Genomic DNA, 13,435 nt, shown 5'->3' on the forward strand with positions numbered 1-13,435 from the left:
ATGTCCTTTGCGGCCTTACTTGATCTTCGCGTTCCAGAAGAACGGCCAGGTCGCGGGCTGGTAGTTGTCCAGCGCCGGGCTCTTGGCCGATAGGCCGTTGAACTTGCCGACGTTGATGTACGGCACCTCGTCGTAGACGACCTGCTGCACCTTGCCCCAGAGCGCGCCGCGCTTGGCCGGATCGCTCTCGACATTGAAGGCCTGCAGCGCCGACTTCTTGGCGGGCGTGTCCCACCAGCCGGGCGCGCCGTCGCCCAGCTGCGGCGGCGAGAGCATCGGCTCGGGGAACTGGCCCGAATGGGTCACGTAGATGTCCCAGAGCTTGGAGTCGTTGCGGCGCTGCACGAGCGTGGCCCAGTCGACCACGTTGAGGTCGACCTTGAAGCCCGCGCGCTTCAACTGCTCGGCCATCAGCAGCGACATGTTGTAGTGGAAGTCGTACTGGCGGCTGGTGAGCACGCGGATCGGATCGCCCTTGTAGCCGGCCTTGGCCGCGAGCTCCTTGGCCTTGGCGGCGTTGCGCTGGTTGTACTGGTCGCCGCCGGCGGTCGAATAGAACGGCGAGCCCTTGGGGAAGTGGTTGCCCTCGGCCACGAAGAAGCGCGTGTCGCCGAAGCCCGCGGCGAGCATCTCGCCTTCGCCGAGCGCGGTCTGGATCGCCTGGCGCACCGGCTGGCTCGCGGCCACGCCTTCCTTGGTGTTGAGCACGAGGTAGGGAAAGCCGAACGACGGCGTCATGATCGGCACGGTCTTGCCGCCCGACTTTTCAAGGCGCGGCAGCGCCTCCACCGGCAGCAGGTCGGCGAAGTCGTACTGGCCCGCGAGCGCGCCTTCGACGCGCGTGCTGGCGTTGGGCACGGGCACGAAGCGCAGCTCCTCGATCGCCGCCTCGCGCTTGCCGCCGTAGCCGCTCGCGGGCTCCTTGCGCGCGGCGTACTTGTCGAAGCGGGTGAGCAGCACGAACTGGTCGGGGCGGCGCTCCTTGAACTTGTAGGGGCCGGTGCCGACGAAATCCTTGAGCGGCGAGGCGATCGAGTCCTTGGCCATGATCGCGGCCATGCCGCTCGGCAGCGCCAGCTGCGAGAGCAGCGGCGCATACGGCGCCTTCAGCACGATCTCCACGCCGAGCGGACCCTTGGCCTTGAGCGTCTCGATTTCCTTGCCCACGGCCTTGCCGCGCGGCGACTGGTCCATCCAGCGCTGCAGGCTCGCCACCACATCGTCGGCATTGAGCTCGCGGCCGTTGTGCAGCATCACGCCCTTGCGAAGGGTGATGGCGTAGGTCTTGCCGTCGGCGGAGATCTTGGGCATGGTTTCGGCCAGCATCGGCACCACGTTCCACTTGGCATCGAAGGTGTAGAGCGTCTCGTACACGTGCTGCATGATGGTTCCGACCAGGTCGGCGGTCGATGCCATCGGGTCGAGCGTCTGCGGCTCGGCCACCATCGCGAGCGTGGCGAAGTTGCGCGGCCCCTGGGCGTGCGCCTGTTGATACGGCAGCGCGGCGCACAGCATCGCGAGGAGAGACGCACCCAGCAGGCTGCGCTTGGACAGCGTGGGCAGGCGCTGGACGAGACCAGCGTTGGCGGCGTGGGGCATGGAGAACTCCTTCATGGGGGTCGGGCAGGTTTTTGAAAGAAATTTTCTTTTCGGCCCGGACTTTGAAGCAGTATTCATGCCAAATCATCCGTGTTAACCCTTGTTCGAGGGTTATTCTGAAATAGATTTTCAGATTGGATCGATACTTGCGGTCCGCTTTTCTTTCATTCCCCCACTTCAGGAGTCCTCCCATGCCCCTCGAATACCTCGGCGCCCCGCCCGTCGCCTCGGACCGCCAGGCCCGCCCCTTCTCCCCGGCCGTGCGCGCGGGCGATTTCATCTACGTCTCGGGCCAGGTGCCGGCCAATGCCGATGGCGAGATCGTGGTGGGCGGCATCGAGGCGCAGACGCGCCAGGTGATGGAGAACCTGAAGAAAGTGCTCGCGCTGGCCGGCGCGACGCTCGACGACGTGTGCAAGAGCACCGTCTGGCTGCACGACGCGCGCGACTTTGGTGCCTTCAACCGCATCTACATGGGCTACTTCGGCGAGAACAAGCCGGCGCGCTCGACCACCGAGGCGCGCCTCATGGTCGATGCGAAGGTCGAGATCGACGTGGTGGCCTACAAGCCCAAGTAACTGTTACTTCAGCTCGGTCTTGCGCTGGATGATCCGCGAGACCAGCCCGTACTCCACCGCCTCCTCGGCCGAGAGCCAGCGGTCGCGCTCGATGTCGGCCAGCACCACGTCGATGGGCTTGCCCGTTTCGCGCGCGATCTCGTGCGCGATGCGCTGGCGGGCCTTGATGATTTCCTGTGCCTGGATCGCGATGTCGGTCGCCTGCCCGCCCGCGCCGCCGCTGGGCTGGTGGATCAGGAAGCGCGTGTTCGGCAGGCACACGCGGCGCTCGCGCGGGGCCGCGAGAAAGAGGTGCGTCGCCGCGCTGCCGACCCAGCCGGTGCCGATCATGTTCACCGGCGCGCTGATGAAGCGCACGATGTCGTGGATCGCATCGCCCGATTCCAGGTGCCCGCCGGGCGAGCTCACCAGGATGTCGATGGGTTGCTGGTTGTCCGCGTCCAGCGCGATGAGGCGGCGCGTCACGTCGGCGGCCACCGCGTCGGTGATGCTGCCGAAGATCAGCAACGTGCGCGATTTGAACGCCTTCTCCTCCAGGTAGGAGTTGCGCGGCTCGGCCGTGGCCGCGGGCTTGGTGTCGTCGTCGGTTTCCATGATCAAGAAAAACTCCTGTGGTTGAACTGTCTTGACGAACAAGCCCACAGTTTCGTGACATTGCGGGGGCTGTGGCAAGCTGCATCGATGCTCGATGAACGCTACCTGTCGCAATTGCCGGCGCATCGCGGCCGGCTCGTCCGTGCCGCGGCACGGCTCCTGGGCAACACGGCCGAGGCCGAGGACGTGGTGCAGGACACGTACCTGCGCGCGCTCGAGGAAGGCGACCGGCCTGCACTCGATGCGGCTCAGGCCTGGCTCACCACAGTGATGCAGCACCTGGCCATCGACCGGCTGCGGCGGCGCAACTGGATGCAGCGTTGGCTTCAGGATGCGCAAGCGCTGGAGCCTGCGGCCGAGGCTGCTTCCATCGAATCCCACGCAGCGCTGGCGCAAGAGGTCGAACAGGCGCTGCGGCTGCTGGCCGCGCGGGTGAGTCCCGCAGACGGCGCCGCGGTGCTGCTGCGCGAAGTGTTCGAGGCCAGCTTCAAGGAAATTGCAGAGGCCGGTGGCAAGACAGAGGCGGCGTGCCGGCAGCAGCTGCATCGCGCATTGCTGCGGCTGCGGCAGGACAACAAGGACGCGGGAGACGGCGGCTCTGAAGCGGTCTTTCATGTGTATCGACAAGCGCTGCATGACTGCGATGCGAGCACGCTGTTCGCGATGCTGCCGCAGCCACCGGCGCGTGCGCTCTCCATGTCGGCTGCGATCGCACCCAAGTCCGATGCACCGCGTGTGGTGTGCCAGGTGATGCAGATCGGCGGGCAGCTCGGGCTCGTGCTGACGCTTGGCGGCAAGGTGCTGTGCGTGCTGCCGCTGGATGCGCGGCAGGCCGAAGAAGCGTTGCATTAGCCCCTTCCCCCTCTGGGGGAAGGTTGGGATGGGGGCACGCGCGGCCTTGAAGGCTGCATGGCGTTGGAGGCCGCGAGCCCCCACCCCGGCCCTCCCCCAGCGGGGGAGGGAGAAAGGCAAGGGTCAGCCCGCGAGCCGGCCCGCCACCAGCTGCAGCACGCGGTCGCAGCGCTTGGCCAGCTCCTGGTCGTGCGTGACCATCACGAAGGCCGTGCCATGGCGATGCGCCAGGTCGAGCATCAGCGCGAACACCGTGTCGGCCGTGCTGCGGTCCAGGTTGCCCGTGGGCTCGTCGGCCAGCACGCACGCTGGCTGCGTGACCAGCGCACGCGCGATCGCCACGCGCTGGCGCTCGCCGCCAGAGAGCTCGGCCGGGCGATGGTGCACGCGCTCACCGAGGCCCACGCTCGCGAGGATCTTGCGGGCCGACTCCGCGGCCTGCGCCGCCTCGACGCGGCGGATCTTCAGCGGCATCGCCACGTTGTCGAGCGCGCTGAACTCGGGCAGCAAATGATGGAACTGGTAGACGAAACCCAGGTGCTGGTTGCGCAAGCGCCCCTGCTCCGCGGCATCGGCATGCGCGATGTCCTTGCCGAGCAGCTCGACCTTGCCCGCGGTCGGCGAATCGAGCCCGCCCATCAGGTGCAGCAGCGTGCTCTTGCCCGAGCCCGAGGCGCCGACGATGGCCAGCGTTTCGCCGGCGTGCACGTCCAGGTCCACGCCGTGCAGCACGGTGAGGTCGATGCGTCCTTCGTGAAAACGTTTGGTGAGCCCGCGTGCCTTCAATACGACTTCACTCATAGCGCAGCGCCTCCGCGGGGTTGACGCGACTGGCGCGCCAGCTCGGGTACAGCGTGGCCAGGAAGGCCAGGACGAGGGAAATGATCGCGATGGGCATGATGTCGCTCTGCTGCGGGTCGCTCGGCATCTTGCTGATCAGGTAGATGTCCTTGGGCAGGAAGCTCGCGTGAAAGAGCTGCTCCAGAAAGGGCACGATCACGTCGATGTTGTAGGCGATGCCCAGGCCCAGCAGCAGGCCCGCCACCGTGCCGATCACGCCCACCATCGCGCCCTGCACCACGAAGATGCCCATGATGCTGCGCGGCGAGCTGCCCAGCGTGCGCAGGATGGCGATGTCGGCGCGCTTGTCGGTCACCGTCATGACGAGCGTGGAAACCAGGTTGAACGCCGCCACCGCCACGATCAGCGTGAGGATGATGAACATCATGCGTTTCTCGACCTGCACGGCCGCGAACCAGGTCTTGTTCTGGCGCGTCCAGTCGCGGATCAGGAATTCGCCAGGCAGGCTCACGGCCAGCTGGTCGGCGATGTCGCGGGCTTCGTTCAGGTCCTTGAGCTTCAGGCGAATGCCGGTCGGGCCTTCGAGGCGGAACACCTTGGCCGCGTCCTGCTCGTGCACCATCGCGAGCGCCGAGTCGTACTCGTAGTGGCCCGAATCGAAGGTGCCCACCACGGTGAACTGCTTCAGGCGCGGCACCACGCCGGCCGGCGTGACCTGGCCGCCCGGCGCCACCAGCGTGACCTTGTCGCCCGGCTGCACGAACATCGAGCGCGCGAGCTCCACGCCCAGCACGATGCCGAATTCGCCCGGCACCAGCTTGTCGAAGGTGCCCTTGCTCGCGATGCCGCCGGTGTCGGTCACTTCGGGTTCGAGCTTGGGGTCGATGCCGCGGACGATCGCGCCCTTCATGTCTTCGCCGCGCGCGATCAGCGCCTGCGTGTTGATGAAGGGGGCCGCGCCGATGACCTCGGGGTTCTTGCGCGCGGCGGCCATGATCTCGTCCAGGCTCTGCAGCGCCTGGCCGTCGCGCGAGAAGATCTCGATGTGCGACACCACGCCGAGCATGCGGTCGCGCACCTCTTTCTGGAAGCCGTTCATCACACTGAGCACAATGATCAGCGCCGCCACGCCCAGGGCGATGCCAAGCATCGAGACACCGGAGATGAAGGAGATGAAGCCGTTGCGCCGCGTCGCCCGGCCTGCGCGCGTGTAGCGCCAGCCGAGCTGCAGTTCATAAGGGAGTCGCATAGGGGCGGAATTGTGGCATCACGGAAAACCTGGGGGCTTCCGGGACAATAGAGGGATGGCCGAACAACCCCCACGTCACTTGTTGATCCCTTTCGCCGGCCGCGGTTCCCCGGCGTGCCGCGCGGCACTGCCGGCGCTGAAGCTCCCGAATCTCGAATCCCTCCTCTCCCGCCTCACCCTCGCGGACACCGACACGCAGGACGAAAGCACGCGCTCGCCTCCACACGAGAGGGCGCTCGCCAAGGCACTCGGCATCACGGCTGCCGACGGCTGCATCCCCTGGGCCGCGCTCGAAGCCCGCCAGGCCGGCCTCGCCACCCCTGACGACGCCGAAGGCTGGGGCGTCGTCACGCTGTGCAACTGGCAGGTGGGCATCGACGACGTGGCGCTGGGCGATCCGGCCGCGATCGAGATCGACGCCGCCGAATCGGCCGCGCTGCTCGACGTCGCCAAGCCCTTCTTCGAGGAAGACGGCATCGCGCTGCACGCCTCTACCACGCCCGGCCGCTGGCTTGCGCGCGCGCACATCTTCGATGGGCTGGCCACGGCTTCCATCGACCGCGCGGTGGGCTACCCGATCTCGCAGTGGTCGCCGCTGGGCGATTCGGCGCGGCCGCTGCGCCGGCTGCAGAACGAGATGCAGATGCTGCTCTACACGCAGCGCGTGAACGACGACCGCGCCGCGCGCGGCGTGCCGCCGATCAACTCCTTCTGGCTCAGCGGCACCGGCGCGTTGAAAGGCGCCACGCCGGCAGCGGCCGCACCGGCCGTGAGCGACGCGCTGCGCGTGCCGGCCCTGCGCGACGACGGCGCGGGCTGGGCCGAGGCTTGGCAGGCGCTGGACGCGGGCGAGATCGCCTCGCTGCTGGCCGACTACACGCGCGGCGCCGACGTCGCGCTCACGCTCTGCGGCGACCGCGCCGCGCAGCGCTACACCGTGCAGCAGCGCGGCCTCGCGCGTTGGGCCAGGAGCCTGTTCGACCGCACGCGCGCCGGCACGGTGCTGGAGTCGCTGTGAAAATCATCGCCCGCGACATTCCCCCGCGCACCGTCTGGGCGCTGGAGCAGGCCGGCGTGCACCCGCTGCTCGCGCGCCTGTTCGCCGCGCGCGGCGTCATGGCCAAGGACGAGCTGGACGACGGGCTCGCCCGCCTGCTGCTCCCCGACACCCTGCGCGGCACGCGCGAAGCCGCCGTGCTGCTGGCCGACGCGATGGCGCAGGACAAGCGCCTGTGCATCGTCGCCGACTACGACTGCGACGGCGCCACCGCCTGCGCGGTCGGCGTGCGGGGCCTGCGCCTCCTGGGCGCCAGGCACGTGAGCTACCTTGTGCCCGATCGCGTGGTCGACGGCTACGGCCTCACGCCGCCGATCGCCGAGCGCGTGGCCGACAGCGGCGCCGACATGCTGATCACCGTGGACAACGGCATCGCCAGCGTCGAAGGCGTGGCCGCCGCCAAGGCGCGCGGCCTGCAGGTGCTGGTGACCGATCACCACCTGCCCGGCCCCGAGCTGCCGATCGCCGACGTGCTGGTGAATCCGAACCAGCCCGGCTGCGAATTCGAGAGCAAGAGCATCGCCGGCGTGGGCGTCATGTTCTACGTGCTGCTCGCGCTGCGCTCCGAGCTGCGCGCGCGCGGCGTGTTCGACGTGGCGACGCAGCCCAAGCTCGATGCGCTCCTGCCGCTGGTCGCGCTGGGCACCGTCGCCGACGTGGTGAAGCTCGATGCCAACAACCGCCGCCTCGTCGCGCAGGGCCTGCGCCGCATCCGCGCGGGCGCGATGCCCGCGGGCGTGGCCGCGCTCTTCAAAGCGGCGGGCCGCACGGCGTCGGCGGCCACCACCTTCGACTTCGGCTTTGCGCTCGGCCCGCGCATCAACGCGGCGGGGCGGCTCGCGGACATGACGCTCGGCATCGAATGCCTCCTGACCGACGACGCCGGCCGCGCCGACGAACTGGCGCGCATGCTGGACGGCATCAACCGCGAGCGGCGCGACATCGAGGGCGGCATGCGCGACCAGGCGCTGCTGCTGGCCGAATCGCTCTTTGCCACCGACGGTGAAGGCATCGAAGCGCCGCCGGCCGCCATCAGCGTGTTCGATGCGAACTTCCACGAAGGCGTGGTCGGCATCGTGGCCTCGCGCATCAAGGACCGCTTCCATCGCCCGACCTTCGTGTTCGCCGCGAGCGGCGCGCCGGGGAAAGAGCAGGAGCTCAAGGGCTCGGGCCGGTCGATTCCGGGCTTTCACCTGCGCGATGCGCTGGACCTCGTGGCCAAGCGCCATCCGGGCGTGCTGCTGCGCTTCGGCGGGCATGCGATGGCCGCGGGCTGCACCGTGGCACGCGAGCACTTCAAGACCTTCGAGCAGGCGCTCGCGCAGGTGGCGGGCGAATGGCTCGCCGTGGCCGCGCTCACGCGCCAGATCGAGACCGACGGGCCGATCGCGCGCGAGTACATGCGCATCGACCTGGTGGACACGCTGCACCGCGAGGTGTGGGGCCAGGGCTTTGCGCCGCCGACCTTCAGCGAAGAGGTGGAAGTGGTGTCGCAGCGCCTTGTGGGCGAGAAGCACCTGGCGCTCAAGCTCAGGCACCAAGGGCAGCCGATCGATGCGATCTGGTTCAGCCACACCGAGCCGCTGCCGCCGAAGGTGAAGCTCGCGTTCCGCCTCGATGCGGACGAGTGGCAGGGCGTGCGGCGCCTGCGCTTCCTGGTCGAAGGGGCGGAGTTCTAGAGGAAAAGACCCGGGGAACCTGCCCGGAGAACCTGATCAGAGGGGGGAGACTGCGTTTCGCCGCGTCGGCGGTCTCATTTCAGGCACGCGCAGACCGGCGGACGCAAGCCGACCGCCTGTTCGATCAGCGCCACGGCCGACCGGCTGCATCCGCACTCGGCCGGGTCGTCGCACAGGCAGATCATCGACACCACGAACGCACAGCTGTAGACCGCGACCACGCACATGCCCACGAGAAAGCCCGCCGCCCTGCGGCTGTCTTCCGTCGCGCGCCAATGCGCCTGCCGGGCCTCGGAATTCCGAATCAGCAACCGGTCGATGTCCATCACGTCCACCCCCCTCCTCACAGCACCTCCCTGTCCCGCAAGCCAGCCGCGCCGAGGCGATCGCTCTCCCGCCCGTGGACGGAAACAGTCGTCACGCTCCCTCCCAGGATCATTGCCTTCGATGCGGCCTGCATTGCTTTCACTCCCGCGCCGTCCGATGAGGCGCATGCAGCGACTTTAGTGAAAACTAAATTTGAAACAACTAATGACTAATACCAGTCGCACCGTCAATATCGCAATTGCCGGAGGCTGAAAGTTCGACGTTTGGCCGGCCGATAAAACTTCCGGCTACGCGACTTCCCGCAACACCAGTGAATTCTGCGTATTCCCTCCGGCGGGCCGCGGTGCTGCAATGGACACACGTTGAAGCGCCGCACGCGCCCGCTTTTTCGTTTTCACGATGGCGCGGTTCCCAAGGATGCATGGCAAAGAGCCCGCAACAATCGAAAGCCTCTTATCTGTCGCCGCTGGCCGCTGACATCGAAGCCGAGTTCGGCGCGCTGCGGCACATCAAGGGCGAAGGCGGACCTTTGTCGGCCGCCAGGCTCGATGCATTGCGCATTGCATTGGAACAGGCCGCGCAGAATCTGCCGAAGGCGCTGCACCCGGGTTTTCATCGCAATTGCACGGAAAGACTGAAATCGCATTTCGGCTGCGATTATCGGGAAATAGCCGAAAGCCAATTCCAGGAAGCCGTGGCCGTGATCGGCCAGCAGATTACCGAGGCGCGCCACCGCGTCGACAAATTGGCCATCGAATTGCCTCGCGCCGAAAACCGCCGCTGGCGCGTGACGTTTTTCGACCTGACCAGTTAATCGCTGGAAACCGTGCCGATCACGAATTCGCGGGGAATGAGAATCCTGAATAGCGTGCCCCGGCCCATGACCGATTTGACTTCGATGCGGTAACTCAGGCGCGCCGCAAAGCGCTTGACAATGGCCAGGCCCAAGCCCACGCCCTTGGCGCGGCCCTGATCGCCCGAATCCTCCTGGTGGAACGCATCGAATATCCGCTGCTGCGCTTCGGGCTTGATGCCATTGCCCTGGTCCCAGACCTCAATGGACACGCCGCGTGAAGTCTTGCGGGCGCACACCAATACACCGCCCTTGGTGTATTTGAGTGCATTGGAAACCAGGTTTTCGAGCATCCGCAAAAGCATCGATGCATCGGTACCGATGGTGATGCGGGCCATGCGAAAACGCAATTGCACCCCGTTCTGCTCCGCGATCTTCTCGAAATGCAAATCGAGCTTCTGGAACAGCGATTGAATCTCCGTCGCCCGTATCTTCACGCCCGCATCGAGCGATTCGATCCGCGCGAATTCCAGGATATTGTTGATATAGACCTGCAGCGCATCGACTTCCTGGCCCAGCCGGTCGAGCGTCGATTCCGCGGATTGATTCGCCTTGGTGGCCGCCATGGCGGACAGCACCCACAATTTGGCGGCATGCAGCCGCTGCTGGAAATCGTGGCTCGCGCCGGCAAAGAATTCGGAGCGGGTGTCCAGCGTCTTGTAGGCCCTGTCCTTCAGGCGTTCCAGTTTGCTGTTGGCCGTTTCGAGCGCGACCACCAATTGGCTGGTTTCGCGGGTGCGCTCGAGCTGGTCGTTGAGCTGGCGGATGGCAATGAAAATATTGAGCCAGAGCACGGCCAGCACCCCCACGTCGAGCGCCACGATGACCGGAAAGCTCGCCACCCCGTTCGCGTACAGGCTGATCGAAAAAGCGCCCCACAGCACGCTGTTGTAGATGACCACGGCCAGCGGCGTGACCGGCCACATGCCGGTCATCGACACGCTGATGCTGAGCAGGCCGATGCACATGATCAATTCGCGCACCGTGAGCACCGGGCCCGCGAACAATTTGATGGTCCATATCCAATACAGGCACGCAATGACGCTGATGCTGAGCGGAATCAATTTGAGCCAGAGCGATTTCTTGACAACGGCCGGCGGCAATTGCGTCAATGGCCAGAAAAGGCTGACCCGGACAATCCACGTCCCGACCGACACCCCGAGCCATATCCACATCGAGGTGGAAGTAAGAACAGGCGCGCTCGCCTCGGCCACCAGCAAACCGAGCACGGTGATCCAATAAGCGATTTGCTGGACGACGAATTGCCGCTGCGCCAGATGCCGATGCGCCAGTGTCACATTGATCAGGGAGCGCGAGACTTTTCCCTGATTTTCCATGAGCGATTCATCGATCGCTCCGGCGTTTTTTGCGATATTGCGGCGGAAATTCTCAAGCATTTCCATCGCTGCTCCTTGCCGCAAATCCGGCGAGGAGCCCCAATTGCAATGCCTTCTGGACCGCATGCGCGCGCGATTTGACGCCCAATGCCTCCATGGCGGAGTCGATGTGGTAATTGACCGTTCCGGGATGCAATGACAGCAATCGCGCGATTTCTTTCGTGGAATGTCCGGCGCCGACGAATTCCAGGCATTGGCATTGGCGATTGGTCAAACGCACCGCACCCGAATCCGCGCTCAGGTCGGGAATATCAGGGAATACTTTCTCACCCGCAATGGCTTTTTCCAGGCTGGCCTCGAGTTCCTTGATTTCAATGGCTTTCAGGATATAGCCCTGGAATCCGCTGGCCTTGGCTTGCGCGATGTAATCGGCCCGATACGTTCCGGTCAGGATGCAGGTCAATGCTTCCTTGCCCATTTTCTTGATTTCCATGGCCAGCGAAAGACCGACGGCGCCAGGCACGTCCAGGTCCAGAAGAATGAGACCCCAGCGATCGGGCGTCGCTTTCAATGCGAGCAGTGCCTTTTCGGCGCTGTTGCAGATGTCGATATTGGCGACGCGAGAACTTCGCGCAATCTTTTCGGCGGTCGCCTCCGACACCAGAGGCTGGTCTTCTACAAACAACACGTTGATCATTGACATTTCCGACAGGTATTTCTTCTTTTTTTGAATTGGGAATCTGGAAAATCGGGAATCGCGAACAGGGAAATTCAGGAATTCCAGTTTCTATTGGCCGGCCCGCTGTCCAGCAGCGTGACCAGCGCCGTGCCCAATTCCGGCAGGGGCTTGCGCGCGAACGCGCCGATGACCGAAGCGATGACTTCGCGCTGGTCCGTGGGCACGGCCTGCAGGAACTCCGCGAGCCGGTCGATCACGGTCTGCAGCGAGACCGCGGCGGCGCCGCCTTGCGGGTCCAGCGACGGGTGCAGGATCGGGTCGCCCTCGATCTTCAGGCGCTCCTGCCAGTTGCGGGCGCTGCGCTCGCCCAGCGGGGCGCGGGAGCCCTTGGCGATCAATTGGGAGAGGTAGCTCATGTGGGATGGCGTGAGGCCGTATTTGGCCGCGACCTTGCTGTAGCCGCCTTCGCCGTCGATGAAGCGGCGCAGCGCTGCACGACGGGCTTCGGTCAGTTCATCCATTCCATGACTTTACTAAAGATAACTAAGTCAACTGGGAAAAATAACTGACGGGCCAGGGCGTTGATCGCGTGTTTCGCCGCCGCCGAATTGGCTGCTTCTTATGGGTGGAAAGACCTGGCTTTCGCCAAGCCAGCGAGTGGTTTTGACGAGGTGGCCGTGGGTCGCAAGCGCATGCCGTGACGGGCGCAGGTTCGGGACGCATTCCTACGCACGCACGCTCGCGGCGTTCTACGGTGATTCCTCAAACGCGAACCACCTCGCGCAACACCTCACGCAATTGCAGGAGCACCGTCCATGGCATCCACCACCACCTCGAAACCGAAGGCCCGCAAGACCAGCGAGGTCGCCACCCGGCACCGCGCCGTGCAGCGCGCGCAGGATGCGAAGGACCGCGCGACGTCCGAGGCCGGCACATCGAAGAAGAAAAAGCCCGTGCAGGCGGGGCCGCGCCCGCAGCCGGAGAACCCGGTGCCCGCGCAGCACCTGCGCAAGCCCGGCAACGAAGCCGACATGGCGCTGCGCCCGCGCTTCGAGGCGCCCGATTACCAGGGCAGCCACAAGCTGCAGGGGATGGCCGCGCTCATCACCGGCGGCGATTCGGGCATCGGGCGCGCGGTGGCCGTGCTCTATGCGCGCGAAGGCGCGGACGTGGCCATCGTTTACCTGGAGGAAGACGCCGATGCCGAGGAAACCCGGCGCCACGTGGAGGCAGAAGGTGCGCGCTGCGTGCTCATCAAGGGCGACGTGCGCGATCCGGCCTTTTGCCGCGCGTCGGTCGAGCGCACGGTGAAGGCGTTCGGCAAGCTGGACATCCTGGTGAACAACGCGGCGTTCCAGCTGCACGCCGCGTCCATCGAGGACATCACCGACGAGCGGCTGGACCTCACGCTGCGCACCAACGTGTTCGGCTATTTCCAGATGGCGCGCGCGGCCGTGCCGCACCTGGGCAAGGGCGCCTCGATCATCAACACCGGCTCGGTCACGGGCCTGGAAGGCAGCGCGCAGCTCTTGGACTACTCGACCACCAAGGGCGCGATCCACGCCTTCACCAAATCGCTCGCGAGCAACCTGCTCGCCAAGGGCATCCGCGTGAACGCCATCGCGCCCGGCCCGGTGTGGACGCCGCTGAACCCGGCCGACCGCTCCGCCGAGGAAGTTCAGGACTTCGGCAAGGACACCGACATGAAGCGCCCCGCGCAGCCCGAAGAGCTGTCGCCCGCTTATGTGTTCCTCGCCGCGCCGAGTTGCGCGAGCTACATCACCGGGATCGTGCTGCCGGTGACGGGAAGCGTGGGCGCGGTGTGACGCC

The 13,435-nt window shown here is 65.9% G+C and carries 14 protein-coding genes; 6 read left to right on the top strand and 8 right to left on the bottom strand.

All coding sequences use genetic code 11. The features are described 5' to 3' along the window. Window positions 1-15: 15 nt before the first annotated feature. A complete protein-coding gene (locus ACZYRS_RS26690; RefSeq protein WP_463421635.1) occupies window positions 16-1,599 on the bottom strand; it encodes an ABC transporter substrate-binding protein in 1,584 nt (527 codons plus the stop codon). Window positions 1,600-1,790: 191 nt separating this feature from the next. Between ACZYRS_RS26690 and ACZYRS_RS26695 the strand changes: the two genes are divergently transcribed. Beyond that, window positions 1,791-2,177 (top strand): RidA family protein, encoded by a 387-nt coding sequence (locus ACZYRS_RS26695; RefSeq protein WP_093439950.1) that lies wholly within the window; start codon window positions 1,791-1,793, stop codon window positions 2,175-2,177. Between the two features lie 3 nt (window positions 2,178-2,180). Here ACZYRS_RS26695 and ACZYRS_RS26700 read toward each other — a convergent pair whose 3' ends face one another. Further along, window positions 2,181-2,771 (bottom strand): ATP-dependent Clp protease proteolytic subunit, encoded by a 591-nt coding sequence (locus ACZYRS_RS26700; RefSeq protein ID WP_463422542.1) that lies wholly within the window; start codon window positions 2,769-2,771, stop codon window positions 2,181-2,183. 87 nt (window positions 2,772-2,858) lie between these two features. Between ACZYRS_RS26700 and ACZYRS_RS26705 the strand changes: the two genes are divergently transcribed. Further along, window positions 2,859-3,623, top strand: coding sequence for a sigma-70 family RNA polymerase sigma factor (locus tag ACZYRS_RS26705; protein ID WP_463421636.1), 765 nt, complete (start codon window positions 2,859-2,861; stop codon window positions 3,621-3,623). Between the two features lie 123 nt (window positions 3,624-3,746). Here ACZYRS_RS26705 and lolD read toward each other — a convergent pair whose 3' ends face one another. After that, complete coding sequence (gene lolD, locus ACZYRS_RS26710) at window positions 3,747-4,424, bottom strand: lipoprotein-releasing ABC transporter ATP-binding protein LolD (RefSeq protein ID WP_463421637.1); 678 nt, start codon at window positions 4,422-4,424, stop codon at window positions 3,747-3,749. Beyond that, complete coding sequence (locus ACZYRS_RS26715; protein ID WP_198788851.1) at window positions 4,417-5,673, bottom strand: lipoprotein-releasing ABC transporter permease subunit; 1,257 nt, start codon at window positions 5,671-5,673, stop codon at window positions 4,417-4,419. The genes lolD and ACZYRS_RS26715 overlap by 8 nt, the downstream gene beginning before the upstream one ends. Window positions 5,674-5,728: 55 nt before the next feature. On the opposite strand from ACZYRS_RS26715, the gene ACZYRS_RS26720 reads away from it, so the two are divergent. Next, window positions 5,729-6,691: a hypothetical protein gene (locus ACZYRS_RS26720; RefSeq protein WP_463421638.1), complete on the top strand. Its 963-nt coding sequence runs from the start codon at window positions 5,729-5,731 to the stop codon at window positions 6,689-6,691. Continuing rightward, window positions 6,688-8,409, top strand: coding sequence for a single-stranded-DNA-specific exonuclease RecJ (gene recJ, locus ACZYRS_RS26725; protein WP_463421639.1), 1,722 nt, complete (start codon window positions 6,688-6,690; stop codon window positions 8,407-8,409). The genes ACZYRS_RS26720 and recJ overlap by 4 nt, the downstream gene beginning before the upstream one ends. 74 nt (window positions 8,410-8,483) lie before the next feature. Here the strand turns inward: recJ and ACZYRS_RS26730 are convergent, their stop codons facing one another. Continuing rightward, entirely contained in the window at window positions 8,484-8,738 is a 255-nt protein-coding gene (locus ACZYRS_RS26730) for a hypothetical protein (RefSeq protein WP_463421640.1), read from the bottom strand. 419 nt (window positions 8,739-9,157) lie between these two features. Between ACZYRS_RS26730 and ACZYRS_RS26735 the strand changes: the two genes are divergently transcribed. After that, window positions 9,158-9,550, top strand: a complete 393-nt coding sequence (locus tag ACZYRS_RS26735; RefSeq protein ID WP_463421641.1) for a hypothetical protein — start codon at window positions 9,158-9,160, stop codon at window positions 9,548-9,550. On the opposite strand, the gene ACZYRS_RS26740 is transcribed toward ACZYRS_RS26735, so the two are convergent. The 3 genes from ACZYRS_RS26740 to ACZYRS_RS26750 all read right to left on the bottom strand — a co-directional run bounded on the left by ACZYRS_RS26740 (window position 9,547) and on the right by ACZYRS_RS26750 (window position 12,126). Beyond that, window positions 9,547-10,986 (bottom strand): sensor histidine kinase, encoded by a 1,440-nt coding sequence (locus tag ACZYRS_RS26740; protein ID WP_463421642.1) that lies wholly within the window; start codon window positions 10,984-10,986, stop codon window positions 9,547-9,549. The genes ACZYRS_RS26735 and ACZYRS_RS26740 overlap by 4 nt on opposite strands. Continuing rightward, window positions 10,979-11,623: a response regulator transcription factor gene (locus ACZYRS_RS26745; protein WP_198788845.1), complete on the bottom strand. Its 645-nt coding sequence runs from the start codon at window positions 11,621-11,623 to the stop codon at window positions 10,979-10,981. Before ACZYRS_RS26745 ends, ACZYRS_RS26740 begins: the two co-directional genes overlap by 8 nt. Before the next feature lie 74 nt (window positions 11,624-11,697). Beyond that, window positions 11,698-12,126 carry a hypothetical protein gene (locus ACZYRS_RS26750; protein ID WP_198788844.1) on the bottom strand — a complete coding sequence of 143 codons (429 nt, stop codon included), beginning with the start codon at window positions 12,124-12,126 and terminating at the stop codon, window positions 11,698-11,700. Between the two features lie 294 nt (window positions 12,127-12,420). Between ACZYRS_RS26750 and ACZYRS_RS26755 the strand changes: the two genes are divergently transcribed. After that, window positions 12,421-13,431 (top strand): SDR family oxidoreductase, encoded by a 1,011-nt coding sequence (locus ACZYRS_RS26755; RefSeq protein WP_463421643.1) that lies wholly within the window; start codon window positions 12,421-12,423, stop codon window positions 13,429-13,431. Window positions 13,432-13,435 lie beyond the last annotated feature (4 nt).

The organism is Variovorax sp. AC194 (assembly GCF_979257995.1).

Excerpts from the sequence above, each read along its gene's own strand:
- ACZYRS_RS26720 (WP_463421638.1), top strand. The coding sequence starts at position 5,729 with ATGGCCGAACAACCCCCACGTCACTTGTTGATCCCTTTCGCCGGCCGC.
- lolD (WP_463421637.1), bottom strand. The coding sequence starts at position 4,424 with ATGAGTGAAGTCGTATTGAAGGCACGCGGGCTCACCAAACGTTTTCAC.
- ACZYRS_RS26700 (WP_463422542.1), bottom strand. The coding sequence starts at position 2,771 with ATGGAAACCGACGACGACACCAAGCCCGCGGCCACGGCCGAGCCGCGC.
- ACZYRS_RS26745 (WP_198788845.1), bottom strand. The coding sequence starts at position 11,623 with ATGATCAACGTGTTGTTTGTAGAAGACCAGCCTCTGGTGTCGGAGGCG.
- ACZYRS_RS26705 (WP_463421636.1), top strand. The coding sequence starts at position 2,859 with ATGCTCGATGAACGCTACCTGTCGCAATTGCCGGCGCATCGCGGCCGG.
- ACZYRS_RS26715 (WP_198788851.1), bottom strand. The coding sequence starts at position 5,673 with ATGCGACTCCCTTATGAACTGCAGCTCGGCTGGCGCTACACGCGCGCA.
- ACZYRS_RS26740 (WP_463421642.1), bottom strand. The coding sequence starts at position 10,986 with ATGCTTGAGAATTTCCGCCGCAATATCGCAAAAAACGCCGGAGCGATC.
- ACZYRS_RS26695 (WP_093439950.1), top strand. The coding sequence starts at position 1,791 with ATGCCCCTCGAATACCTCGGCGCCCCGCCCGTCGCCTCGGACCGCCAG.
- ACZYRS_RS26690 (WP_463421635.1), bottom strand. The coding sequence starts at position 1,599 with ATGCCCCACGCCGCCAACGCTGGTCTCGTCCAGCGCCTGCCCACGCTG.
- ACZYRS_RS26750 (WP_198788844.1), bottom strand. The coding sequence starts at position 12,126 with ATGGATGAACTGACCGAAGCCCGTCGTGCAGCGCTGCGCCGCTTCATC.
- ACZYRS_RS26735 (WP_463421641.1), top strand. The coding sequence starts at position 9,158 with ATGGCAAAGAGCCCGCAACAATCGAAAGCCTCTTATCTGTCGCCGCTG.
- ACZYRS_RS26755 (WP_463421643.1), top strand. The coding sequence starts at position 12,421 with ATGGCATCCACCACCACCTCGAAACCGAAGGCCCGCAAGACCAGCGAG.